The following is a 23,363-nucleotide window of genomic DNA, read 5'->3' as shown; positions in this document are numbered from 1 at the left end:
CTTTGGCGGTCGTGCGTTCGTCGTTCGGCGGAGCTGTAGGGCTTAAAAGTATTGGAAGGGGCCGTCATGCAGCGTATACACGCCGCCGCGAAGGCAGTTCGTAATCATTTCCTGGCGTTACCGACTATTTTGGGAAGAGAGGGGGGCAGCAGAGCACCGGCCAGAATGTTCTGGGCGATCTGCGGAGCCGCCCTCGACATCGGCTTCAGGCGGATAAGGGGAGCGGTCCGCAGCGTTCAGAAATATCCTGCCCTCTATCTCACCGACCTGGCATCGGTCGGCGTCGCGCTCGCAATGGCATTATTGCTACGCTACGGCGTCGAAGAACTTTCCGCACGACCAGAGACCGCCTCGGTGCTGCTATGGTCGGGTGCGCAATACCTCACCATATGCGCACTCGTTTTCCCCCTCTCCGGCCTCTACAGCCGAAATTGGAAATATGGTTCCGTTTCCGACCTTTTCATCATTTTGCGAGCGGTGTTGCTGACCTCGCTGCTGCTCGTCTCGCTGCTGTTTTTCTCGACCAGGCTCACCGACATCCCGCGCACCGTCGTTCCGATGCAGTCGCTCCTGCTCATCGCCTTCCTGGCAGCTGCGCGGCTGAGCTTCCGTGCCGAGGAACTCGCTCTGAGGCGGCCGGTTTTCAAATCCGGGCGCAGCAGGGACGCGCAGGACGACAACCGAATTCCGCTGCTGCTCATCGGCGCGAGCGATGCCGCCGACCTTTATCTTCGGGCTCTCGCACGCGATCCCAACGCGACCTATACGCCCGTCGCATGCCTCGACAGGAGTGAGGATCAAACCGGAATGAGCCTGCGTGGCGTGCCGATCGCCGGCCGTATTCAAGACTTCGAGCGGGTGGTCGCAGAGTTGCAGCAACAGGGCAAGCAGCCGCGTCACATCGTCTTCACCGAAGCCCCTGCGGCCTTTGGCGAGGAGGCATCCGACGGCCTGCTGAGATCCGCAGAAAGACTGGGCATCGCCGTTTCGCGCCTGTCGCAGATGACGGAGCTGAAGCGCGCCAAGGGCGACAACCCCTACGAGCTGCGCTCGATCGAACTGACCGATCTCCTGGAACGGCCGCAGGCAGCGCTCGACCGGGAGGCGATCGGTCGCCTCGTTCGCGGGCGCCGGGTGCTCATCACCGGAGCCGGCGGCTCGATCGGAAGCGAGTTGACGGCCCAGGTTGCCGCCTGCGAACCGGCGGAGATCGTCCTGATAGACAACACGGAATACAATCTCTACGCAATCGACATGACGCTCACGGAAAGCTTCCCCGAACTTCCGCGGTGGAGCTATCTTTGCAGCGTCCGCCGCAGTCAGCGGGTCGAGGAGATATTCGAGCGGCATCGGCCTGAGCTCGTCTTTCACGCCGCGGCTTTGAAACATGTGCCGATGGTCCAGATGAATCCTTGCGAGGGCGTACTCACCAATGTCGTCGGCACCATGAATGTCGCCAACGCCGCCAAGAAATACGGCACGCTCGCGATGGTCCAGGTGTCGACCGACAAGGTCGTCAACTCGACGAGCGTCATGGGCGCGACGAAGCGTCTTGCCGAGCTCTACTGTCAGGCGCTCGACCTGAACGGGCTCGAAACGGGCCTCGGCCCGCGCTTCATGACCGTCCGCTTCGGCAACGTGCTGGGTTCCAGCGGCTCGCTGATTCCGCTCTTCAAGCGTCAATTGGCCCGGGGCGGCCCGCTGACCGTGACAGATGCGAATATGACTCGGTTCTTCATGACGATCCGCGAGGCGGTGGAACTCACCCTCCAGGCTTCCGCCTACGGCTTCGAAAAGCAGCTCGGCCAGGGCGAGATCTTCGTGCTGGACATGGGTGAACCGATCAAGATCATCGATATCGCCCGCCGGATGATCCGGCTTGCCGGCTTCACGCCGGACCAGGAGATCGAAATCAAGATCATCGGCTGCCGACCGGGCGAAAAGCTCTTCGAGGAGCTTTTCGACGAAACCGACAAGCGCACGAGTTCGCCGGTGCCAGGCGTCCTTGGAGCGGTGCCTGAACCCATTCCGCTGCCGACGCTGAGGGACGCTTTCGCGCGCCTGCAGCGCCATTCGGAACGGGGGAACGAGGCCAGCGTCGTGGCGGTCATGCGCGAATTACTTCCGCGATATGAGCACGAGGCGGATCGCAAGATGGCGGCGGCGAGCAAACGCACGCCGTTGCGGCCGAAGAGCCGGATCAAGGCCAAGGAAGCGAAATCACCACGCGGCTACCGCGCGGAGTTCCGCCTGCCCGGAAGGTGACGACGACCTACACGATCGGTGCGGCGGCCTGCGAAAGCCCGCCGATCGGAAGCAGTGTCACGCGCCGATCTTGCAGCAGACCAGTCGGCGCCCCCCGCGCGGCCCGCATATGCGGCCGACGCAGTGAGAAGTTGAACGTTGAATACCACCGCTCGACGGTGGAGCCGATCCCGGGAGACGAGCAGTGAATCTTGTTGAAAAGGTTTCTCGCACCGAAGCCGAGCACTTTGCGGACCGTTCGGCAAAACACGGCGGAATGGCGCGTCCGTCTCGGCAGAAGCGCGTTATTGCCGTCGTCGCCAGCCTGACGGCATCTCTCGTGATCTTTCGGCTCGAGCTGCTGAAGCGGTTGGTCGCCGCCGGGCACGATGTCATAGCCTTCGCACCCGAACACGACCCCCGCGTCGAGCAGGAGCTTGCACGCATCGGCGTGCGCTTCATCCAGATCCCCATGGCGCGCACCGGGCTCAACCCGCTGGAGGACCTGCGGACCTTGTGGACGCTGCGGCGGCACTTTGCCCGGCTCCAGCCGGACATCGTCCTTCCCTATACCATGAAGCCGATCATCTATGCCGGGATCGCGGCCAGGACGCTCGGCATAAAGGAGCGCTGCTTCCTCGTGACGGGGCTCGGCCATATATTTTCGGAGGCCGCCGGTGCTTCGCTCAAGGCGCGGGCAATCCGCTACCTGTGCGTCCGGCTATACCGTTCGGCGCTGCGGGGCGCCCGCGTCGTCTTCGTCTACAACGACGCGGACGACGACGACCTTCGCCGCTACCGAATGTTGCAGGGCGACCTCTCGCCGACTATGATCTCCGGATCGGGAGTCGATCTCGACCATTTCGAATTCTCGAAGCCGCCTCGCAGCGGGCCGACTTTCCTGATGGTCGCCCGGCTGCTGCGCGACAAGGGCGTCTTCGAATATGTCGAAGCTGCACGGATCGTGCGTCGCTCTTTCCCGCATGCCAGATTTCAGCTGCTCGGCCATTTCGACAGCAACCCGACGGCGATTTCCCGCGAGGAAATCGATGGCTGGGTGCGCGAGGGAATACTCGACTACCTTGGCACGACAGTGGACGTGCGGCCTTATCTCGCGGCGTGCAACGTTTTCGTTCTGCCTTCCTATTACCGCGAAGGAATTCCGCGGAGCATTCTCGAGGCCCTAGCGACGGGACGGCCGGTGATCACGACGGATTTGCCGGGCTGTCGAGACACCGTGCAGCCGGGAACCAACGGCATGATCGTGAAGCCACGCGACGTCGCCGCGCTCGCCGACGCCATGGCCGCCTTTGCGCAGGACCCGGACCTGGCGGAGAAACTCGGAAAGCGGTCGCGAGAGCTCGCGGAAGCCAAGTTTGACGTCCACATGATCAACAGGATGCTGTTTGCCGGCATGCACCTGGCCGATTGAGGGATTTTCATGGTGCTGCAGATCAGCCACGCAGAACGTCGCCGGGGCGGCAGACATAGGGCACCGCGATGATAATGCATGTCATCACCAATTTCACCGCGAGTGCCGGCGCCGAAACGATGCTGGCACGGCTGCTGCACGGAGCGACGGACGAGCGCGTCGTCGTAGTCTCTCTCATCGGCGTTTCCGAGCGGAACCGCCGCCTCGCCGACAATCCGAGGGTCGCCTATGTCTCGCTAGGTGCGGCTTCGCTTACGGCGCTTCCCGGCGCGGTCCTGCGGCTTGCCCGGCTGATCCGGAAGGAGCAGCCCGACGTGATCCTCTGCTGGATGTACCATGCGATTGTCGCCGGCACTCTAGCGGCGGGCATGGCGCGGCATGGAGCGCCGGTTTTCTGGAACGTGCGCCAATCCCTGGACGATCCCGCTTCCCTTACACGCAGTTCCCGCGTCGCGATCGCGGCCGCGAAACTGTTATCGCACCGGCCGGCGGGCATAATCTACAACAGCGCCCGCGCGCTCGAACTGCATCGCGCATACGGTTATGCAAATCGGAACGCGGTCGTCATTCCCAATGGCTTCGACCTCCCGCAACTTGCGGCCCCCGAACCGCGAACGGCCCGGCGAATCGGTATTGTAGGCCGATTCCACCCACAGAAAGATCACGGAACTTTCTTCAAGGCGGCCGCTCAGGTGGTGAAGACCCACCCGCAGGCGGTCTTTTCCGCAGCCGGAAACGGGCTCGTCCGCGACAACCCGGCGGTCATCGAGCTGATGACACAAGCCGGTCTTCCGGCCCACTCCGTCGATCTCCGGGGGGAGATCAGCGACATGCCTGCATTCTATCAAAGCATCGATCTCTTGGTCCTCTCATCGCGGACCGAAGGTTTCCCGAACGTTATCGCGGAGGCCATGAGTTTCGGCAAGCCGATCGTCACGACGGATGTCGGTGACGCAGCCGCGGTCGCCGGAAAGGCCGGTATCGCCGTACCAGCGCGCGATCCCCAAGCGCTCGCCGATGCAATGCGCGCCTTTCTCGACCTGCCGGAGGCGGAGTATGCGCGCTATGCGCGCACGGCGCGGGAACGCATCGAGAATGAGTATGCGATTGCTGCAGTGACTACCAAATACTCAGAATTCCTAATGGCTTTAATGAAGGAATTGCCCACAACTAATTGATGCAACCCTGTCCAACATATGGTGCTTTACGGTAGCATCATACAATCAAATGTGACTTCGCCAAACCTTCCTGTGCAGTTGAAAGTAATTGATGGTTTCTAAGATAAGTAGTATATATAGCTTTATTTGAAAAAGTGAGTTAATTCCTGGTGGCGGCAAGCGACTATAGGCTGAGGATCACTTTGCGCCCTATTCTCAATTTACCCGCCCTCCGGCCCACAGCTAGAGGAAATCAAAATGATTCTGAAGGGAACCAATCTTTCCGACACGATCCGCGGCGCTCTGAGCGACGATGAGCTTTGGGGGTACGCGGGCGACGATTATCTCGACGGCGCCGAGGGCAATGACAAGCTTTTTGGCGGCGATGGCAACGACTTCATCGTCGGCGGTCTCGGCGACGACTATGCCGAAGGCGGCACGGGTAACGACAGGTTCGACGGCGGCCTTGGGCACGACACGCTGAAGGGCGGATTAGGGAACGACATCTTAGACGGTGGCGACGGCAGCGACATTCTCGATGGCGGCGACGGCCATGACCAGATCCTGGGCGGCCGGGGCCACGACAAGATTTTTGGCGGCGCAGGCGAAGAATACATCGACGCAGGCGATGGCGACGACATCATCTATGCCGGTTCGGGAGACGACGGCTTCAACAACCGGGTAAATCCCGCAACCGGGCAGGTCACGCAGCAGGCGGTCGCCGGAGGCGCCGGCCACGACAAGATATATGGTGAAGAAGGAAATGACGCTCTCAAGGGCCAATCCGGCAACGATTGGGTCTATGGCGGCATCGGCAACGACATTGTCGATGGCGGCGACGGGAACAACTATCTGGACGGCGGCGACGGCAATGACGTGCTGGACTCCGAAGGCGGCATCGACGAGGCCCACGGCGGCACCGGCAATGACAAGATCGTCGTCGGTGCCGGCGACGATCGGGTCTTCGGGGATGACGGCGACGACATGCTGTACGGCGAAGCCGGCAACGATTCCTTGAGCGGCGGCAACAACTACGATCGCATTTTCGGCGGCGACGGCAACGATACCCTGCGCGGCGACGCCGGCCGGGACGTCCTCATCGGCGAGGCGGGAACCGATATCCTATGGGGCGGAGCCGATTCCGATCGTTTCGTCTTCAAAGGTGCCCCGGTGCTCAGTGGTCAGGATACCGTCATGGATTTCCAGGATGGTGTCGATTTCCTCGTCATAGAGAAGCTCGGGATTAAGCAATACTCCAGCTCAGGCGCTGCAGGCACCGTCTACGCCTATGATGCCACGGGCGGCGACGTGCTGGTAAAAGGCTACGACTCCTCCGGCAAAGCCTTCTCCATTCTGCTGGACGATCCCAACGGCACCCTTAGCGCCGCGAACTTTTCGAGCAGCGATTTCCTTTTCGCCTGATCGGTGAAGGAAGCGTCGGCGCAGCGCAGCGCGTCTATGGACGCGCTGCGCTGCGCTTCGAACCAATTGCCTGTTTCGAAGGCTACTACGCGTTCACGCTCCCGTCCTGAAAGTCCGTCAGGCCCGTCATCGATTTCCATGCTTCGATACCTTCCCGGAAGGAGAGCGGCGCGTAGTTCAGTTCGTTTGCGGCCTTGGAAACGTCGAGGGCCCTGAAGCCGCGCGGCGCCGCATCGGTGCTGTCGCCCTCCACGGCAATGAGGTGCCGTTCTGCCCCGACTGCATCGGCGACGATCTGGGCGGCTTCCAGCGACGTGCAAGCACGCCCGCTCCCCGCATTGAACACGCCGCCTTCGGCCGTCTCCACCGCCTGCAGCGCCAGCGTCACGACATCGTCGACATAGACGAGGTCGACACTGTATCGCCCCCCCTCCTGAATGACGAGGGAACGACCGCTTCCGAGCGTTCGTACGAAGGTGGGCACCATTCCGGTATCGTGCATGCCGGGACCGTACACCGATGCGAGGCGGAGCACCGTGACCGGCATGGCGCTGGATTTGCCGAAGGCCAGCAGACAGATTTCGGCCGCGAGCTTGCTCGCCAGATAGTAGCTCGCCCGGTGCACGGGATAGGCCGGGCTCGCTTCCGAAGCGGGCTCCGTGCCGGGAGCATAGACCTGCGCGGATCCGAACAGGACAAAACGCTTCACGCCCTGCGATGCCGCTTCCATCGCGATCTGGATGGCCCCGTTCGTGTTGATCTCGAAGCATCGGGCGGCCTGACGCGCATCGCTGAGATCGGCGGGAATGTAGGCGGCAAGATGAAGAACGGCATCGGATTGACCTAGCGGCGGGAGAGGATCGCCGATCGACCATTTCTCGACGCCGAGACGCGCGCCGATTCTGGCTGCGGCCCGCTCCGGATCGCGCGCAAGTGCAGTGACCTCGTACCCTCTCGACAGGGCACGATCGATCAATCTGGCACCGATGAAGCCGGTCGCGCCGGTAACCACCAGCCGCATCTTCCTCACACCGTCTCGTCGAGTTTCGCGGGCGCAGTGACCAGGTCGCCGGGGCTCACCACGGTTTCAGACCAGTGCCGCAATATCGTCACCGGCGTGATCTGCGGCTGCTCGATCGGCTCGTCGAAGAGAAGATGGCGGATGCACATCTCCACCTCGTTGAAGCCCGCATGGATCCTGACCGCCGTGGTTCCGGAGAACCGCGCATTGATCTCGAAGATGCGGGGGACACCGTCGTCCAGACGGAACTGGAAGTTCGCCGGACCATAGGCACCGAGGGCATCGGCAGCTTCTGCCATGGCCTTGTTCAGTGCGGGGAAAGGCTCTGCAAATGCCCTGTAGGTATTGCCGTCCCGAAGGTCCCGGCGCATGACGATCGTCGCACGGCACTTCCCGTTGAAGGTCAGCGTGCCGGCGGTGTACTCGCTCGTTTCGGAGCCGACATGTTTCTGGATCACGATCCCGGGCTGCTCCTCAATTGCGCGCGCCAACTGCTCGCGGTTGCGAACGACGCTGAAGCCGATCGAACGTGCCCCGACTCTCGGTTTGATGACGAGCGGAAATCCGCATTCCTGAATCAGAGCGTCTTCATCGCCCGGCAGACAGGAGGGAACATATCCCAGGCCGCGCTCGCGAAAGAACTCGGAGGTCAGCCACTTGTCGTTGGCGATCGACACCACCCGCGGCGAACTGATGATCACCTTGGTTCCGTAGGTTCTCTCGATCGCGTCCCTGTTCGCCGCGAGGATCGGAAGTTCCACGTCGGTTCCCGGAATGAGGATGTCGGGCCGTTCGGCATGCAGGAGTTCGCCAAGCCGGTCCAGATATGAAGGGTCCTTGGCCATCGGCACGAGATAGGCGGCATCCCCCCAGTAAAGCCCGGCCGAGAGCGGACTTGGGTCTCCCACGATTATCCTCGCGTTCAAGGTCGAGCGCCGTAGAGCGCGAATGATGCCTTGCCCGAGCAGGGCACCTGCCCCGGTGATAAAGACCTTCATGACCGCCCTGCTCCCAATTCGATTAGCTGATCTCTGCAATGGCCCAGTTCGCTCAACCGGTGCGCATCGGAACCGATCGAAACGAACGGATTGACCTCCTCGCACAGGGCCAGAAACGCCGGCATGTCGACGAGGTAGGAGGAGTTGATCTCGATCGCGATCCGCCGTTCGAGCGTCGCTCTCATCAAGTCCCTGAAATAGGTTTCCGGAAAACGCCCGTGCCGCCTCAGGCTCATGCCGCCCGGATGCGCCAGGACGTCGATGGGCGCGTTTTTGACCATTCCCATCGACAGGCGAAACTCGATCCCGGCGGTCTCTTCATAGGAAAGCCGCTTGAAATCCAGATAGCCGCCGCGTCCGTCCGGGAGCCTGTGAACGACGCCGAGAACGATATCGCATCCGTCCAGCACGTCCTGCGACACATCCAGCCTGCCGTCGTCATCCATCGCTTTCGTCTCGCAGCCGACATAGACGCTCATATGATCAAAACCACGCGCAGCGGAGCGGATCTCGTCTCTGAACTCAAGAAACCATGACGTGTCTTCGCGTACGTGCTCCGTGAAAGCCAGCTCTGCGAGACCGCGTTCACTGGCCGTTTGCAGGATTTCAAGCGCAGTCGCCTGCCCGTCGGTCCAACTCGTGTGAACCTGGAACTCCACGTTCAGTTGCTCTCGGCTGATGTCCCGATAGCGGCAGAACACAGGCCTGCCAGCACGTATCTTCTCCTGTCCATTCATGCGTCACTCGGCCCTTTGACAAACACTGCGGCGGACATCGCGCTGTTCACGACAGCGCGTAAGCCGGCTGAAGACCCTCGGCACCGGACAGGTGGAGCAAGGACATATCCGCCCAGGCGATGAAGTGCGGGTTTGCGAAGGCGCTGTCCTCCTCCTGCACCGTCTTGCCGTAGATGAGGCGCGAGCCGTCCAAGCGGACGACCGATCCGCCGGCAGCTTTCAGCACCGCGTCGCCGGCGGCCGTATCCCATTCCATGGTGCGGCCGAACCGCGGATAGACGTCCGCCTTCCCTTCCGCCAGCAGGCAGAATTTCAGCGACGAGCCCACGGAAGCGTAGTTCATGACGCCGTGGCCGGTGAGGAAGGCCTCGGTCTCGGAACTGTTGTGCGAGCGGCTGGCAACCGCGGTCAGTTCCGCACCCCGCACCCGCACGCGGATCGCCTGCCGGTGTTCGAGTGCCCATGCCGGATCGAGCAGAAGCTTTTCCGCCCTGCCGCCGTCGGCGACATAGGCGCAGCGCTGCGCGGGCGCATAGACGATGCCGGCAACCGGCACATTGCCCTCGATGAGGGCAATGTTGACGGTGAAGTCGTTTCGACGATTGATGAACTCCTTCGTGCCGTCGAGCGGATCGACGAGAAAGAACGTGCCGCCGCTGATATCCGGAACGCGGCCCGAGGAAACAGACTCCTCGGCAACCACGGGAATCTGCGGAAACGCCGCCGCAAGTCTCTCGAGAATGATCGCTTCGGCCCGCTCGTCGGCTTCGGTGACGGGCGAGTGATCGTCCTTGTAGCAGACTTGGGGACCGGCGTCGTAGACCTCAAGAATTGCCGCACCCGCATCGAGCGCTATGCGCTCCAGCATTTCGCAAAGGGGCGTCATTTGTCCTCCATCCTGCGGTCAAGGAATTCCTCGATCGCGAGCGCCAGGTCGGTCGGTTCATGGCCGACGGTGCGTATATGGAGTTCCGGGTTTTCCGGGGCCTCATAGGGCGAGGATACACCGGTGAAGTTCGCGATCTTGCCGGCGAGCGCCTTCTCGTAGAGACCCTTCGGATCGCGGCGCGCACACTCGTCGAGCGGCGTGTCGACGAATATCTCGATGAACTCGCCCTCCTCCATCAGTTCCCGCGCCATCCGCCGCTCGTCGCGGAACGGCGAGATGAAGGAGACGAGAACGATCAGACCGGCATCGGCCATGAGCTTGGCCACCTCCGCCACGCGGCGGATGTTCTCTACCCGGTCCTCCTCGGTAAAGCCGAGGTCCCGGTTGAGGCCGTGACGCACATTGTCGCCGTCGAGCAGGTAGGTATGCTTGCCCTGAGCGTGGAGGATCCTGTCGAGCTCGTTAGCGATGGTCGATTTTCCGGAGCCGGAAAGCCCGGTGAACCAGAGAACGGCAGGGAGTTGATTTTTCATGGCGCTGCGCGCGCTCTTGTTCACCTCGAGCGCATGCCAGTGGACGTTGTCTGCGCGCCGGAGCGGAAAATCGATCAACCCCGCACCAACCGTGGCATTCGTCACCCGGTCGACGATGATGAAATTGCCCGTCGCCCGGTTGTCCTTGTAGGCGTCGAAGGCGATCGGCGCCTGTGTCGAGATGTTGCAGACACCCACTTCATTCATCTGCAGCGACTTCGCCGCCTCACGGATGAAGCTGTTGATGTTGACCTGGTGCTTGAGCGTGGTGACCGTCGCGCTGACGCTGTCGGTCTCCGTGCGCAGGATGTAGCTTCGTCCCGGCATCATCGGGTTCGCATCGAACCAGATCACATGCGCCTGGAACTGGTCCGCCACGAAGGGCCGGGCACCAGGGGCGACGAGCATATTGCCGCGGGACGCATCCACCTCGTCGGAGAGGACCAGCGTCACCGCTTCGCCTTCCCCTGCCGTCGCAAGCTCCCCGTCATAGGTCACAATCGCCTTGACCGATGTCCGCTGCCCAGTCTTCGCGACGACGACCGGATCGCCCACGGAAATCCTCCCGCAGGAGATCTGCCCGGCATAGCCGCGAAAATCCGCGTTCGGCCGCATGACCATCTGAACCGGGAAGCGGAAAGGCTTTGCCTGGTCCGTCGGATCGAGTTCGACCGTTTCCAGATATTCGAGCAGCGCCGCCCCTCTGTACCAGGGGGTATTGGCGGAAGCCGAGATGACGTTGTCGCCGTCTCGCGCCGAGATCGGGATTGGCCGTATGCTGGCGAAACCGAGCTCTTTGGCGAAAGCCATGTAGTCGGCGACGATTTCCTCGTACACCTGTTGTTGAAAATCGACGAGATCGATCTTGTTGACGGCCAGCACGACATGGCGGATGCCGAGGAGTGAGGCTATATAGGAGTGGCGCCGGGTCTGCTGGAGAATGCCCTGCCGGCTGTCGATGAGGATGATGGCGAGATCCGCCGTCGAAGCGCCGGTCACCATGTTGCGCGTATATTCCTCGTGGCCAGGCGTATCGGCGACGATGAACTTGCGTTTGGACGTGGCGAAATAGCGATAGGCGACGTCGATGGTGATGCCCTGCTCGCGCTCGGCCTCAAGCCCGTCGAGAAGCAAGGCGAGATCGATCTCCTTGCCGTTGGCGGCGCCGGGAGAGCCGACACGCCCGAGGTTTGCGAGCTGGTCTTCGAAGACCAGCTTCGCATCGTAAAGCAGTCGCCCGATCAGGGTCGATTTGCCGTCGTCGACCGAGCCGCAAGTGATGAATCTCAGGATCGACTTGTTGTCGTGCTCGGCCAGATGCGCTTCAATGTCATGCGGCGGTATAGATTGAACATACGACATCAGAAGTAGCCCTCCCGCTTCTTTTTCTCCATCGCCCCGACTTCATCCGTGTCGATCAGCCGGCTCTGCCGTTCGGACGTGCGCACTGTCAGCATTTCCCGCAATATCTCGGGAACGGTGACAGCGTCGGACTCGACCGCCCCGGTCAGCGGATAGCAGCCAAGCGTGCGGAAACGCACGAGCTGTTCGGTAACCTCCTCTTCGGGTTGGATGGGCATGCGGTCGTCGTCGACCATGATCAGCATACCCTCTCGCTTGACGACCGGGCGCCTGGCCGCGAAATAAAGCGGCACGATCGGAATTTCCTCGCGCAGGATGTACTGCCAGATGTCGAATTCGGTCCAGTTGGAAAGCGGGAAGACTCGCATCGTCTCGCCTTGTCCGACCCGCGTATTGTAAGTCTTCCACATCTCGGGCCGCTGGCGCTGCGGATCCCAGCCGTGCTGGGCGCTGCGAATCGAGAAGATGCGTTCCTTGGCGCGCGACTTCTCCTCGTCGCGCCGCGCGCCTGCGAGCGCCGCGTCGAAACCGTATTTCTCGAGCGCCTGCCGGAGCCCCATCGTCTTCATGACATGGGTGTGCACGTTGGAACCGTGCGTGAATGGCCCGATGCCCTGCTCGACCCCGTCCTGATTGACGTGGACGAGGAGATCGAAGCCGAGCTCTCGCGCCATCCGGTCGCGAAACTCGATCATCTCCCGGAACTTCCATTTGGTATCTACATGCAGGAATGGAAATGGCGGCTTGGCGGGGTAGAACGCCTTCATCGCCAGGTGCAGCAGTACCGAGGAGTCTTTGCCGATCGAGTAAAGCACGACCGGATTGGAGAATGTCGCAACAACTTCTCGAATGACATGGATCGCTTCGGCTTCAAGCCGCCGAAGATGGGGAAGAGACATATCGCAATCCCTCTGATTTTAAATAATAAAAATGGTATGCAAATAAAAATGTAGCCGCCTGCGAAATGTTGCAGACGCAATCAAATAATCATGCAGCAGTTAAATGTGATCCTGCCGACTGGTGCGCATTTAAGCGCTATATCGGCAATATTTCAAGTAAGAATAACAATCCGTATTTTCGCGAGCGATTCGCCACGCCGTTAGCGCTCAGGGCGGCCCCGCGGCCCGCGTCTTTAGGATCGCTGAAAAGCGCGGATCGAAGGTCCGGCTGATCGGCTCGGCCGCGGCACCGATCGCAACCGCCCACGGGTCCGTGAAACCCAGTTGCAGCCGCGGCGCGCTGCGTTGCCGCCGCTCGGCGATCGACGGCAGCAGCGGGTGGAGAGCGTCCATGAGAAGGCGGGCGAGCCCGGATGGCATGCCGCCGCATAGAATGATCGTCTGCGGATCGAAAACCGTTTCGAGCAACTGGATCGTCGCCCGCAATTCGAACGCCGCGTCGGCGATCCAGGCAGCTACGCGACGATCCTTCAAGTGAGCGACGGCGTCGATGCGGCCGTAGAGATCGCCATCGGCGGGATCGATCTCGAGAACCTTGCACAGCGAGGCGATCGATATCCGGTGCTCCAGCGGTGCCCTCCCGTCGTCGGAGCAGCCGCGCGGCCTGCTCAAAATCATGCCGATCTCGCCGGCATTGCCATGCGCGCCACGATAGAGTTCGCCATTGAGGATCAGTCCCGCTCCAAGACCGTAACCGAGATAGACGCAGAGGGCGTGGTCGACTCCATGGGCAGCGCCGACCATCTTTTCCGCGGTCGCGGCCGCCGCCGCGTCGTTCTGGAGGCGCACGTCGAGACCAGTCCCGGCCGCGAGCCTTTCAAGCAAGGGAAAGCTTTGCCAGGCAGCCATCATCCAGGGATCGTCGGCGTCGGCGTCGACGCCGAACGGGCCCGGCATCGCCACACCCAGACCCACCAGACGGTCCCTGGATTGCGGTGCGATGGCCGAAAGTTCCTGCCGTGTTTCGTCGATCAGGGTGAGTATGGCCTCGACACCCGTCTCAGGACCGCCGGCCGGCAGGATCACCTCGTTGCGGGCGAGGACTGTGCCGATCAGGTCGACGGCGACCGTGCGCGTCACGTGCCGGTCGATCTGAAGGCCGATGGCAAAGGCGCCTTCCGGTACCAGCCGATAGGGCGTCGATGGCTGTCCCCGCCCCTTGCGCACCGCGGCAAGCGACGCCACGAGCCCGTCATTCTCGAGCTCCTCGATGATGTTGGAAACGGCCTGCTTGGTGAGTGCGGTCGCACGCGCCAGATCGGCCCGCGACAGATGCCCGTTCAGCCGCAGAGCGTCGATCATGACACGGCGGTTGTGTGCGCTCGCGCCTTCCTGATTGGTGCCGCTCTTGGCCCGGATCGGGCGGATCTCGTTCATGAACAAACCCTCTTGACACATCTGGACTATTGAACAAGAAATAAGTCAAGACAATTGACTTAATAAGAGGTCGAAGAACCTCGGGGGAACGAAAGCGGCCCGGAAATGCCCGCGAACGCTCCGGTTTGATTTGTCGAAGGCGGCCGCGAGAAGCGGCGGAATTCCTGTTCGGCGCGCGCCAGGCGCGCCGCGAAGACTGCAACGGTCAGCTACTGGAGGCGACAATGTTGAAATCCACCCGCAACGCTTTGATCGGCGCGACGCTCATCGGGGCCGGCTTCACCGGTCATGCTCAGGCTGAAACGACGCTGAACGCGCTGTTCATGGCGCAGGCCGCCTATAGCGAGGCCGATGTCCGCGCTATGACGGATGCTTTCGCCAAGGCCAACCCGGACATCAAGGTCAATCTCGAATTCGTTCCCTATGAGGGACTGCACGACAAGACGGTGCTCGCCCAGGGTTCCGGCGGCGGCTATGACGTCGTCCTCTTCGACGTGATCTGGCCTGCCGAATACGCGGCCAACAACGTTCTCCTCGACGTGACCGACCGCGTCACGGACGAGATGAACAAAGGCGTCCTGCCGGGAGCATGGACGACCGTGGAATATGACGGCAAACGTTACGGAATGCCGTGGATCCTCGACACGAAGTATCTCTTCTACAACAAGGAAATCCTTGAGAAAGCCGGTATCAAGCAACCGCCGAAGACCTGGGAGGAACTTGCCGAGCAGGCCAAGGCGATCAAGGACAAGGGGTTGCTCGAAAGCCCGATCGCCTGGAGTTGGTCTCAGGCGGAAGCGGCGATCTGCGACTACACGACGCTGGTCAGCGCGTATGGCGGCAAATTTCTTGACGGCGGCAAGCCGGCCTTCACGACCGGCGGCGGGCTCGACGCGCTGAACTACATGGTGACGAGCTACACATCGGGGCTCACCAACCCGAACTCGAAGGAATTCCTCGAAGAGGATGTACGGAAGGTTTTCCAGAACGGCGAAGCCGCCTTCGCGCTCAATTGGACCTACATGTACAATCTCGCCAACGATCCCAAGGAGAGCAAGGTGGCCGGCAAGGTCGGCGTCGTTCCGGCTCCGGGCGCTGCCGGCAAGAGCGAGGTTTCGGCCGTCAACGGCTCCATGGGGCTCGGCATCACCGCGACCAGCAAGCACCCTGAAGAGGCCTGGAAATATATCGTCCATATGACCTCGCAGGAGACGCAGAACGCCTATGCCAAGCTGAGCCTCCCGATCTGGGCCTCTTCCTATGAGGACCCGAATGTGACGAAGGGCCAGGAGGAGCTGATCGCCGCCGCCAAGCGTGGACTTGCCGCCATGTATCCGCGCCCGACGACGCCGAAATATCAGGAGCTTTCGACCGCCCTGCAGCAGGCGATCCAGGAAGCACTGCTCGGCCAGTCTTCTGCGGAAGATGCCTTGAAGAGTGCCGCCGAGAATAGCGGTCTCTAAGACGGGTCGGGTCCGTACCGGACGGGCTCACCGTCCGGCACTGCGTCCCCGCGCTTGGTCGGTGCGGCGCGTTCCCTCCCTCATCCCTGTGCTTGTCACAGGGATCCAGCAGCGCCGCGTCTGCGGCGCGGAAGGGAGCTTTCCAGCCCAAGGACTTGGGCTGGCTGGTTTCCTGTGACAGGCACAGGAATGAGGATCTTTGAGTGAGTATTGCCGGCCGCTACCGAAGAAGAGGTTTCCATTCATGACCGGCACCTGGATTTGGACCCGCGCGTGGCTTCTGATGTTGCCGCTCCTCGTGGTGATGACCGCCGTCATCGGCTGGCCGCTGGTCGACACCGTTCGGCTCTCCTTCACCGATGCGAAGCTCGTCGGCACCGAGGGCGGTTTCGTGGGAACGACCAACTACATCAAGATGCTGGGCGGATCGAATTTTCAGAGGGCACTTGTCACCACGACCTGGTTCGCAGTCATTTCGGTTGCCGCCGAAATGGTGCTCGGTGTCCTTGCCGCGCTCCTTCTCAACCAGCAATTCCGCGGGCGAGCGGCGCTTCGTGCATTGATGATCCTGCCGTGGGCGCTGCCGACGGTGGTCAACGCGACGCTCTGGCGCCTCATCTACAATCCGGAATACGGCGCCCTCAATGCCGCGCTGACGCAGCTTGGCCTCCTTGACAGCTATCGCTCCTGGCTCGGCGAGCCGGGAACGGCGCTTGCCGCGCTGATCGTCGCGGATTGCTGGAAGAACTTCCCGCTGGTGGCGCTGATCGCACTCGCCGCGCTCCAGGCCGTGCCGCGCGACATCACTGCTGCATCGCTCGTCGATGGGGCCGGTCCGTTCAACCGTTTCCGCTTCGTCATCATGCCCTATCTCGCCGGCCCGCTGCTGGTGGCGCTGGTACTGCGTACCATCGAAGCATTCAAGGTCTTCGACATCATCTGGGTGATGACGCGCGGCGGACCGGCGAACAGCACGCGCACGCTCTCGATCCTCGTCTATCAGGAAGCGTTTTCCTTCCAGCGAGCCGGTTCCGGCGCGTCGCTGGCACTCATCGTCACCCTGCTCGTGACAATTCTTGCCGCCGCATACGCGGCGCTCCTCCGAAAGGCCGCCGGAGCTTCGTGATGGAACGCCAAAGCCCCCTCTTCTCCGTCTTCATCCATGCGAGTGCCCTGCTTCTCGCCGTCGTCATCCTCGCGCCTGTCGCCTGGCTGTTGATCATGAGCATTTCGCCTGCCGCGGACCTCAGTGCCAAGCCGCTTGCCTGGTGGCCGAGCGACATCGACCTCTCGCGGTACCGGACCCTTTTGTCGGCTGTCGAGAACAGTGCCGGTGCGGCCTTCATCGCCTCGCTCCTGAACAGCATCAAAGTCGCCGGAATGGCGACGCTTGCCGCTGTGGTGGTCGCCGTTCCGGCCGCCTGGGCCGTGTCGCGCACGTCGGCCGTCGCCTGGTCGCTCTACGCGGTAATCGCCACCTATATGCTGCCGCCTGTCGCCCTGGCCGTGCCACTCTATATGGGTCTTGCCTATTTCGGCCTGCTCAATTCCGTCTTCGGCCTGGCGCTCGTCTATCTCACCATTCTCGCCCCTTTCACGACCTGGCTCCTGAAATCGGGCTTCGATTCGATACCGCGGGAGATCGAGAGCGCGGCGATGATCGACGGCGCGCGGCTGGACCAGATCCTGAGGATACTGACGCTGCCGCTTGCCGCCCCTGTCATGGCAACCTCGGCGCTCTTCGCCTTCCTGCTCGCCTGGGACGAATTCTTCTACGCGCTGCTCTTCACCTCCGACCAGCGCGCCAAGACCCTCACGGTCGCCATCGCCGACCTCGCCGGCGGCCGTGTTTCCGACTACGGACTGATCGCAACCGCCGGGGTCCTTGCCGCCCTGCCCCCGGTGCTGATCGGCCTTATCATGCAGAGAGCCCTGATTTCCGGGCTCACCAGCGGCGGCGTCAAGGGATGACCATGAGCATATCGAAGGACCGCCCGGCAGGGCTCATTGCAATCGACCGGGAGATGGCGCGCCAGCATGCCGACGCGATCGCTTCCTACGAGGGAGCGACGGCCACGGCGCAGCGGATCGCCGCATCGCTGAAGTCGACGGGCCGGCTTCTGCTTCTCGGCATGGGCGGCTCGCACGCCGTCGGCCGCGCCGTCGAACCGCTCTATCGCGCCCTTGGCATCGAGGCGGTCGCCGTGCCGCTTTCCGAACAACTCGGTGAGCCGCTTTCGATCGAAGGCAAGACCATCCTCGTCACTTCGCAATCAGGCGAAAGCGCGGAAGTGCTGCGCTGGTTCCGCGAAACGGACGGCGGTACAAGCGAGACATTCGGGCTGACGCTCGAGGAAGACGCATTCCTGGCCAAGGCCGTGCCTTCGCTCGTCGGATCAGGCGGGACGGAGCGGGCCTTTGCGGCCACGCGCAGCCTGACGGTGACCTTTGCGCTGCACCTGGCGGTCCTCGCCGCCCTCGGCGCCGACCCGGCCGACGCACTTCGCGCCCTCAGGGATCCCGAAGCGCCGGTAATCGATGGGGCACTTGCAGCTCTCGCCGATGTCGGCGCGATCCTCACCTCCGGCCGCAAACTGCAGGGTCTCGCCGAAGCGATCGCCCTTGGGCTTACGGAACTCTCCCGTCTTCCCTGCTTTTCGCTAGAGGGCGGGCAGTTGCGCCACGGCCCGATGGAAATGCTGGGGGCTTCTGTCGGCGTCGTCCTCTTCCGCGCCGCCGATCCGACCGCCAAGCTCGTCGGAGCCATGGCAACCTCCGCAGCCGAAGCCGGCTCGCCGGTGATCGTCTTCGACGCATCGGACGAGTCTCCGGCCGCGGGTGCCACGACGATCCGCTTCAAGCCGGCGGCGGGCATGGCCGCGATCCTCGCTATGCTTCCAGTCGCGCAATCCCTGATGATCGCCTTCGCCAACGCCCGCGTCGAAAACGCCGGCACGCCAGTGCGGTCCACCAAGGTCACCCGGAGCGAATGACGATGCGTCCGCTTGCAGCCATCGGCAACGTCAACGTCGATCTCATACTCGGCCCGGCCGAACCCTGGCCGAAGCCCGGCACCGAGGTCATCGTCGACCATGACGAACTGCGCGTCGGCGGCTGCGCCGGCAACAACGCTCTTGCCTGGGATTCGCTCGGCGTGGACTACGTGATTGCCGCCAATGTCGGCAACGATCAGTTCGGCACCTGGCTGAAGGAGGCTTTCGGGGAGCGTTCCCGTAACTGGCCGGTGGAAGCGGTCGGCACGACGCTTTCGGTGGGCATCACCCACCCGGATGGCGAACGCACCTTCTTCACCACGCGCGGCCATCTGCCGTTGTTCAGCTTTCCGGAAGTGCACTCGATGCTCGATGGAAACCGACTTCGAGGCGGCTATGCGCTGCTTTCCGGTTCCTTCCTGACCGATGCCCTTACACTTGCCTATGACGCGCTTTTCGACTGGGCGGACGCCCACGAGATCGCCGTGGCACTCGACACCGGGTGGCCGCTCGATGGCTGGACGGAGACCAACAGACTCAGGACGCTCGGCTGGCTGAAACGCTGTCATTGCGCCCTCTTCAACGAGGTGGAGACGACCACGCTTACGGGTCTGTCCGATCCGGCCGAAGCCGCGCTGAGCTTGAAGGGCGAAATGCCTACGGAGGCCATCGTCGTCGTCAAGCGCGGCCCCCATGGAGCGCTCGCCATCGATCGGGACGGCGGAACTTTTTCCGTACCGGCGCCGCAGGTTCAGGTCGTCGATACGATCGGCGCCGGCGACGTCTTCAATGCGGGCTTCCTGGCGGCACTCGCCGCCGAAATGCCACTCGAAGCCTGCCTCAAGACCGGGGTCACGATCGCCTCGGAAGCGATCTCCACCCTTCCGCGCCGCTACGGCAAGCCCCTTTCGGCCTTCCTCGAGGAATCCAGGCGATGAGCGCTCTCGAAATCCGTAACATCCGCAAGCGCTACGGCGAGGTGGAAACGCTGAAGGGCATCGACATCGCGCTCGAAAGCGGTGAGTTCCTCGTGCTGCTCGGTTCCTCCGGCTGCGGCAAGTCCACGCTGCTCAACATCATTGCCGGGCTTGCCGAACCGAGCGGCGGCGACATCCTGATCGGCGAGCGTTCGGTCCTGGGGGTCCATCCCAAGGACCGCGACATCGCGATGGTGTTTCAGTCCTATGCGCTCTATCCGAACCTGAGCGTCGCCCGAAACATCGGCTTCGGCCTCGAAATGCGCCGGGTGCCGCAGGCGGAGCGCGACAAGGCGGTGCGCGACACCGCAAGACTGCTGCAGATCGAGAACCTGCTCGACCGGAAGCCGAGCCAGCTTTCCGGCGGCCAGCGTCAGCGCGTCGCGATCGGCCGGGCCCTGGTGCGCAACCCCCAGGTGTTCCTCTTCGACGAGCCGCTGTCGAACCTCGACGCCAAGCTCCGGATGGAGATGCGCACCGAACTCAAACGCCTGCACCAGATGCTGAGAACGACGGTCGTCTATGTGACCCACGACCAGATCGAGGCGATGACGCTCGCAACCCGCATCGCCGTGATGCGCGACGGCCGCATCGAGCAGCTCGCCGCGCCGGACGAGGTCTACGACCGCCCCGCGACGCTCTATGTCGCCGGCTTCGTCGGCTCGCCGCCGATGAACATTCTGGACGCGGAGATGACCGCAAACGGCCTGAAGATCGAGGGCTGCGAGGAGGTGCTTCCCCTGCCGGCAGCCTTCAACGGAGCCGCCTGGGCGGGGCGGCGCGTGAAGGTCGGCATTCGGCCGGAGGCATTGCGGCTCGCAGCCGGGTCAGAGGCTCAACGATTGACCGCGAATGTCGAGGTGGTGGAACTCACAGGGCCGGAACTCGTGACCACGGCTACGGTCGGCAGCCAGCGCATCACCGCCTGCCTGCCGCCGCGCACGGCAGTTGGAATGGGATCGGCTCATGCCTTCACCTTCGACGGGACAGCCCTGCACCTCTTCGATCCGGAAAGCGGCCGCTCGCTTAGAATGGAATAGAGAGCAGGCCGATCTACCACCACCAAATGCGGAGTCGCCTGTCACCCGCCAGAAGCCGTTCGCACCGAAGCCCCGTGGTCGTTGCGATAGCCAAGCTTCTCGGAAAGCTCGCCTGCCCCCTTGATCAGCACGCGAAGATAGGCGTCGCGATTGCGCAGCCCGTCCTCCTTCGGGGCGACGAGGCAGAGCGTCGCGATGCAGATCGCTTCGGCGTCGTAGACCGGCACGGCGAAGCAATGCGTGAAGCTGTCGACGATGCTGTTGAAGGTGAAATAGCCTTCCTTCTTGGCATTGCGGACCTGGGCGATGAATTCGGAGGGCTCGAGGCGCGTGCCATCCGGCAGGACGAAGTCCTCCTGCGGTATGAGGGCCAGGATCTCCTCGTCGCTCATGTGATCCACGAGGAGACGGCCGGATGCGGTCCACGGAATGGCGACCGGTTCGCCTATATTGGTGGAGATGCGGAACGGACGGCTCCCCTCGTTCATCAGGACGACGGCATATTTGTTACCTTCGAGCTGACACATCTGCGCCGTCTCGCGCGTCTCCTCGGCGATCCGCGCCAGAAGATGCTCGCTTTCGCGCATCAGGTCGAACTGTTCGGCATAGGCCGCGCCGAGGAAATAGAGCTTGCGCCCGAGAAAGACGCGGCCGTCATCGCCGCGATATTCGATGATCCCCTGGCGGATGAGCAGGTTGACGAGTTCATAGACCGACGACCGCGGCGCGCCGATCCCCTGCGCGATTTCGTTCGGGCGCAAGGGCTGACGCTGCAGGCGCAGGAAATCGAGGATCTCGAAGGCCCGGTCGAGACCCCTTGCCCTGCGATTGATCGTGTCTTCCGCCTCCGCCACCGCGCCCTCCTTGCCGCTTCTATTCCCGTCCTTCAGAATTGACCTCCTTTAGCCTTGTAGGCGACGCAGTCAACTTCGACCTTGCAGTCGATCATCATGCGCGACTGAACGCACGCGCGGGCCGGCGGGTTGGCGCCGAAATACTGCGCATAGACGCCGTTGAAGGTCCAGAAGTCACGCGGGTCATCGAGCCAGACGCCGACACGCACCACATCTTCGAGCCCATAGCCGGCTTCGTGCAGGATTGCGATCATGTTCTCGATCGCCTTGCGGCTTTCCGCGACGATCCCGCCGCCGACGATCTCGCCCGCATCCATGGCGACCTGACCGGAAACATAGAGCCACCCGTTCGCCTCCACGGCGCGAGCAAATGGAAGGTGCTGCTTGCCGGCACCGGTTTCGCCCGTTCCATAACGCTTGATCGTCACGCTTCACTCCACTTCTTCATTAAATTCAATGGTTGGTCAGTTGAACGTCGAGGTCTTCAGAAACTCCGCCAGGCGTTCGGTCCTCGGTTTCAGGAACATCTCGCGCGGATGCCCCTCCTCGCCGATGCGCCCCTGGTTCATGAAGATCACCCGGGACGAGACCTCGTAGGCGAAGCGCATTTCGTGGGTGACGATCAGCATGCTCATTCCATCCTCGGCGAGCCCCTTGATGACCTGCAGCACCTCGTTGACGAGCTCCGGATCAAGTGCCGAGGTGACCTCGTCGAAGAGCATGAGCTTCGGATTCATGGCGATGGCACGGGCGATCGCGACCCGTTGCTGCTGCCCGCCGGAAAGCTGCCCCGGATAATGATCCTTGCGCGAGAGCAGGCCGACGCGGTCGAGCCATTTCTCGGCAAGCACCCTCGCCTCGTCGCGGCTCATCTTCTTCACCTTGACGAGCCCGAGCATGACATTGGCGGCGGCAGTCATATGCGGAAACAGGTTGAACTGCTGGAAGGCCATGCCGGTCAGTGCGCGCTGGCGGGCGATCTCCCGCTCAGGCTTGCGCCGCCGGGCGCCTCCTGCCGTCTCGTAGCCGATCTCCTGGCCGTCGATGGCGATCGTGCCACCCTGAAACTCCTCCAGCATGTTGATGCAGCGAAGCATCGTCGTCTTGCCCGAGCCGCTGGAGCCTATGATGCTGATCACCTCCCCCTGGCGCATCGAGCAATCGACCCCCTTCAGCACCTCGACTGTGCCGTAGCGTTTGTGAAGATCGCGGATTTCGAGAAGATTGGTCATCGGATTGCGAACCTCACGATGGAACGGCGGTCTTGCGCTCGACGTAACGGCCGAAGCGCTCGATGCCGTAATTGATGACGAAATAGAGAAAGCCTGCGAAGAAATAGAATTCGAGGCTCATGAAGGTGCGGGAGATCAGCTCCTGCGTCCGCAGCAGCAACTCGCTCACGCCGATGATCGAAAGCAGCGTCGATGCCTTGACCATCTCGGCCGCTGTGTTGACCCAGGCAGGAAGTGCCTGCCGCAACGCCTGCGGGCCGAGCACATAGGTGAAGGTTTGCGCGAAGGTCAAACCGATCGCCTTGGCGGCTTCGGTCTGTCCCTTGGGGATCGATTGCAGCGCGCCGCGCACCAGTTCGCCGACATGCGAACTGCAGAAGACGGCAAGGGCCAGGACACCGGCCTGGAACGGCCCGAGATCGATACCGATGGTGCTCAGGACATAGTAGCTCGCGAGCACCAAGACGAGCACCGGCGTGCCGCGGATGAAATCGGTGTAACCGCGCACGATCCATTTGACGGGACGAAACCCGTAGACGAGCGCCAGACCGACGAAGACGCCCAGCACGGTGCCGACGACGATCGAGAGAAGCGATATCGAGACGGAGACGCCGAGCCCCTTGAGGAGCGGGATGCGGGCAAGCCAGAGCTGATCGAGAAACGAGAAATCCAT

Annotated in this window: 21 protein-coding genes; 10 read left to right on the top strand and 11 right to left on the bottom strand. The window is 62.5% G+C overall.

Annotation, left to right across the window (positions count from 1 at the left end):
* Positions 1 to 165 precede the first annotated feature (165 nt).
* From M1D43_RS20830 to M1D43_RS20815, 4 genes are all read left to right on the top strand, one after another.
* Entirely contained in the window at positions 166 to 2,265 is a 2,100-nt protein-coding gene (locus tag M1D43_RS20830; protein ID WP_014527272.1) for a polysaccharide biosynthesis protein, read from the top strand.
* 184 nt (positions 2,266 to 2,449) lie between these two features.
* A complete protein-coding gene (locus M1D43_RS20825; RefSeq protein WP_014527273.1) occupies positions 2,450 to 3,676 on the top strand; it encodes a glycosyltransferase family 4 protein in 1,227 nt (408 codons plus the stop codon).
* A 68-nt stretch (positions 3,677 to 3,744) separates the two neighbouring features.
* A complete protein-coding gene (locus M1D43_RS20820; RefSeq protein WP_014527274.1) occupies positions 3,745 to 4,854 on the top strand; it encodes a glycosyltransferase family 4 protein in 1,110 nt (369 codons plus the stop codon).
* Positions 4,855 to 5,091: 237 nt separating this feature from the next.
* On the top strand, positions 5,092 to 6,255 hold the full coding sequence (locus M1D43_RS20815) for a calcium-binding protein (protein WP_010975596.1): 1,164 nt from the start codon (positions 5,092 to 5,094) through the stop codon (positions 6,253 to 6,255).
* 85 nt (positions 6,256 to 6,340) lie between these two features.
* On the opposite strand, the gene M1D43_RS20810 is transcribed toward M1D43_RS20815, so the two are convergent.
* From M1D43_RS20810 to M1D43_RS20780, 7 genes are all read right to left on the bottom strand, one after another.
* The gene (locus M1D43_RS20810) at positions 6,341 to 7,276 is read right to left on the bottom strand and encodes an NAD-dependent epimerase/dehydratase family protein (RefSeq protein WP_014527276.1); all 936 of its coding nucleotides are present in this window, start codon (positions 7,274 to 7,276) and stop codon (positions 6,341 to 6,343) included.
* A 5-nt stretch (positions 7,277 to 7,281) separates the two neighbouring features.
* On the bottom strand, positions 7,282 to 8,274 hold the full coding sequence (locus M1D43_RS20805) for an ATP-grasp domain-containing protein (protein ID WP_003536050.1): 993 nt from the start codon (positions 8,272 to 8,274) through the stop codon (positions 7,282 to 7,284).
* The gene (locus M1D43_RS20800) at positions 8,271 to 9,011 is read right to left on the bottom strand and encodes a PHP domain-containing protein (protein WP_498814494.1); all 741 of its coding nucleotides are present in this window, start codon (positions 9,009 to 9,011) and stop codon (positions 8,271 to 8,273) included. Before M1D43_RS20800 ends, M1D43_RS20805 begins: the two co-directional genes overlap by 4 nt.
* 46 nt (positions 9,012 to 9,057) lie before the next feature.
* Positions 9,058 to 9,897 carry a 3'(2'),5'-bisphosphate nucleotidase CysQ gene (cysQ, locus tag M1D43_RS20795; protein WP_014527278.1) on the bottom strand — a complete coding sequence of 280 codons (840 nt, stop codon included), beginning with the start codon at positions 9,895 to 9,897 and terminating at the stop codon, positions 9,058 to 9,060.
* Entirely contained in the window at positions 9,894 to 11,795 is a 1,902-nt protein-coding gene (gene nodQ, locus M1D43_RS20790; protein WP_003536044.1) for a bifunctional sulfate adenylyltransferase/adenylyl-sulfate kinase NodQ, read from the bottom strand. The genes cysQ and nodQ overlap by 4 nt, the downstream gene beginning before the upstream one ends.
* A complete protein-coding gene (cysD, locus tag M1D43_RS20785; protein ID WP_010967449.1) occupies positions 11,795 to 12,694 on the bottom strand; it encodes a sulfate adenylyltransferase subunit CysD in 900 nt (299 codons plus the stop codon). Before cysD ends, nodQ begins: the two co-directional genes overlap by 1 nt.
* A gap of 207 nt (positions 12,695 to 12,901) precedes the next feature.
* Complete coding sequence (locus M1D43_RS20780) at positions 12,902 to 14,131, bottom strand: ROK family transcriptional regulator (protein WP_013850784.1); 1,230 nt, start codon at positions 14,129 to 14,131, stop codon at positions 12,902 to 12,904.
* A gap of 224 nt (positions 14,132 to 14,355) precedes the next feature.
* On the opposite strand from M1D43_RS20780, the gene M1D43_RS20775 reads away from it, so the two are divergent.
* The 6 genes from M1D43_RS20775 to M1D43_RS20750 all read left to right on the top strand — a co-directional run bounded on the left by M1D43_RS20775 (position 14,356) and on the right by M1D43_RS20750 (position 20,604).
* Positions 14,356 to 15,594 (top strand): extracellular solute-binding protein, encoded by a 1,239-nt coding sequence (locus tag M1D43_RS20775; protein WP_003536038.1) that lies wholly within the window; start codon positions 14,356 to 14,358, stop codon positions 15,592 to 15,594.
* A 244-nt stretch (positions 15,595 to 15,838) separates the two neighbouring features.
* Positions 15,839 to 16,720 (top strand): carbohydrate ABC transporter permease, encoded by an 882-nt coding sequence (locus tag M1D43_RS20770; protein ID WP_014527279.1) that lies wholly within the window; start codon positions 15,839 to 15,841, stop codon positions 16,718 to 16,720.
* Complete coding sequence (locus tag M1D43_RS20765) at positions 16,720 to 17,565, top strand: carbohydrate ABC transporter permease (protein ID WP_014527280.1); 846 nt, start codon at positions 16,720 to 16,722, stop codon at positions 17,563 to 17,565. The genes M1D43_RS20770 and M1D43_RS20765 overlap by 1 nt, the downstream gene beginning before the upstream one ends.
* Entirely contained in the window at positions 17,562 to 18,587 is a 1,026-nt protein-coding gene (locus M1D43_RS20760) for an SIS domain-containing protein (protein WP_014527281.1), read from the top strand. Before M1D43_RS20765 ends, M1D43_RS20760 begins: the two co-directional genes overlap by 4 nt.
* A complete protein-coding gene (locus tag M1D43_RS20755; protein ID WP_017267820.1) occupies positions 18,584 to 19,525 on the top strand; it encodes a PfkB family carbohydrate kinase in 942 nt (313 codons plus the stop codon). Before M1D43_RS20760 ends, M1D43_RS20755 begins: the two co-directional genes overlap by 4 nt.
* Positions 19,522 to 20,604 (top strand): ABC transporter ATP-binding protein, encoded by a 1,083-nt coding sequence (locus M1D43_RS20750; protein WP_003537175.1) that lies wholly within the window; start codon positions 19,522 to 19,524, stop codon positions 20,602 to 20,604. The genes M1D43_RS20755 and M1D43_RS20750 overlap by 4 nt, the downstream gene beginning before the upstream one ends.
* A 41-nt stretch (positions 20,605 to 20,645) precedes the next feature.
* Here the strand turns inward: M1D43_RS20750 and M1D43_RS20745 are convergent, their stop codons facing one another.
* From M1D43_RS20745 to M1D43_RS20730, 4 genes are read right to left on the bottom strand one after another with little or no spacing between them, the layout of a single operon-like run.
* Entirely contained in the window at positions 20,646 to 21,458 is an 813-nt protein-coding gene (locus tag M1D43_RS20745) for an IclR family transcriptional regulator (protein WP_003537173.1), read from the bottom strand.
* Between the two features lie 32 nt (positions 21,459 to 21,490).
* On the bottom strand, positions 21,491 to 21,886 hold the full coding sequence (locus M1D43_RS20740) for a RidA family protein (RefSeq protein WP_003537171.1): 396 nt from the start codon (positions 21,884 to 21,886) through the stop codon (positions 21,491 to 21,493).
* Between the two features lie 36 nt (positions 21,887 to 21,922).
* Positions 21,923 to 22,690 carry an amino acid ABC transporter ATP-binding protein gene (locus tag M1D43_RS20735; protein WP_003537169.1) on the bottom strand — a complete coding sequence of 256 codons (768 nt, stop codon included), beginning with the start codon at positions 22,688 to 22,690 and terminating at the stop codon, positions 21,923 to 21,925.
* 13 nt (positions 22,691 to 22,703) lie between these two features.
* Positions 22,704 to 23,363 carry an amino acid ABC transporter permease gene (locus M1D43_RS20730; protein ID WP_003537167.1) on the bottom strand — a complete coding sequence of 220 codons (660 nt, stop codon included), beginning with the start codon at positions 23,361 to 23,363 and terminating at the stop codon, positions 22,704 to 22,706.

The organism is Ensifer sp. R1-3, from assembly GCF_056739175.1.
The sequence above is the reverse complement of the archived record's forward strand: the minus strand, read 5'-3'. Positions and strand labels throughout refer to the sequence as shown.

Bases quoted from the DNA above. Each gene is read 5' to 3' on its own strand.
- M1D43_RS20830 (WP_014527272.1), top strand. From the start codon at position 166: ATGTTCTGGGCGATCTGCGGAGCCGCCCTCGACATCGGCTTCAGGCGG.
- M1D43_RS20820 (WP_014527274.1), top strand. From the start codon at position 3,745: ATGATAATGCATGTCATCACCAATTTCACCGCGAGTGCCGGCGCCGAA.
- M1D43_RS20815 (WP_010975596.1), top strand. From the start codon at position 5,092: ATGATTCTGAAGGGAACCAATCTTTCCGACACGATCCGCGGCGCTCTG.
- M1D43_RS20810 (WP_014527276.1), bottom strand. From the start codon at position 7,276: ATGCGGCTGGTGGTTACCGGCGCGACCGGCTTCATCGGTGCCAGATTG.
- M1D43_RS20805 (WP_003536050.1), bottom strand. From the start codon at position 8,274: ATGAAGGTCTTTATCACCGGGGCAGGTGCCCTGCTCGGGCAAGGCATC.
- M1D43_RS20800 (WP_498814494.1), bottom strand. From the start codon at position 9,011: ATGAATGGACAGGAGAAGATACGTGCTGGCAGGCCTGTGTTCTGCCGC.
- cysQ (WP_014527278.1), bottom strand. From the start codon at position 9,897: ATGACGCCCCTTTGCGAAATGCTGGAGCGCATAGCGCTCGATGCGGGT.
- nodQ (WP_003536044.1), bottom strand. From the start codon at position 11,795: ATGTCGTATGTTCAATCTATACCGCCGCATGACATTGAAGCGCATCTG.
- cysD (WP_010967449.1), bottom strand. From the start codon at position 12,694: ATGTCTCTTCCCCATCTTCGGCGGCTTGAAGCCGAAGCGATCCATGTC.
- M1D43_RS20780 (WP_013850784.1), bottom strand. From the start codon at position 14,131: ATGAACGAGATCCGCCCGATCCGGGCCAAGAGCGGCACCAATCAGGAA.
- M1D43_RS20775 (WP_003536038.1), top strand. From the start codon at position 14,356: ATGTTGAAATCCACCCGCAACGCTTTGATCGGCGCGACGCTCATCGGG.
- M1D43_RS20770 (WP_014527279.1), top strand. From the start codon at position 15,839: ATGACCGGCACCTGGATTTGGACCCGCGCGTGGCTTCTGATGTTGCCG.
- M1D43_RS20765 (WP_014527280.1), top strand. From the start codon at position 16,720: ATGGAACGCCAAAGCCCCCTCTTCTCCGTCTTCATCCATGCGAGTGCC.
- M1D43_RS20760 (WP_014527281.1), top strand. From the start codon at position 17,562: ATGACCATGAGCATATCGAAGGACCGCCCGGCAGGGCTCATTGCAATC.
- M1D43_RS20755 (WP_017267820.1), top strand. From the start codon at position 18,584: ATGACGATGCGTCCGCTTGCAGCCATCGGCAACGTCAACGTCGATCTC.
- M1D43_RS20750 (WP_003537175.1), top strand. From the start codon at position 19,522: ATGAGCGCTCTCGAAATCCGTAACATCCGCAAGCGCTACGGCGAGGTG.
- M1D43_RS20735 (WP_003537169.1), bottom strand. From the start codon at position 22,690: ATGACCAATCTTCTCGAAATCCGCGATCTTCACAAACGCTACGGCACA.
- M1D43_RS20730 (WP_003537167.1), bottom strand. From the start codon at position 23,363: ATGGATTTCTCGTTTCTCGATCAGCTCTGGCTTGCCCGCATCCCGCTC.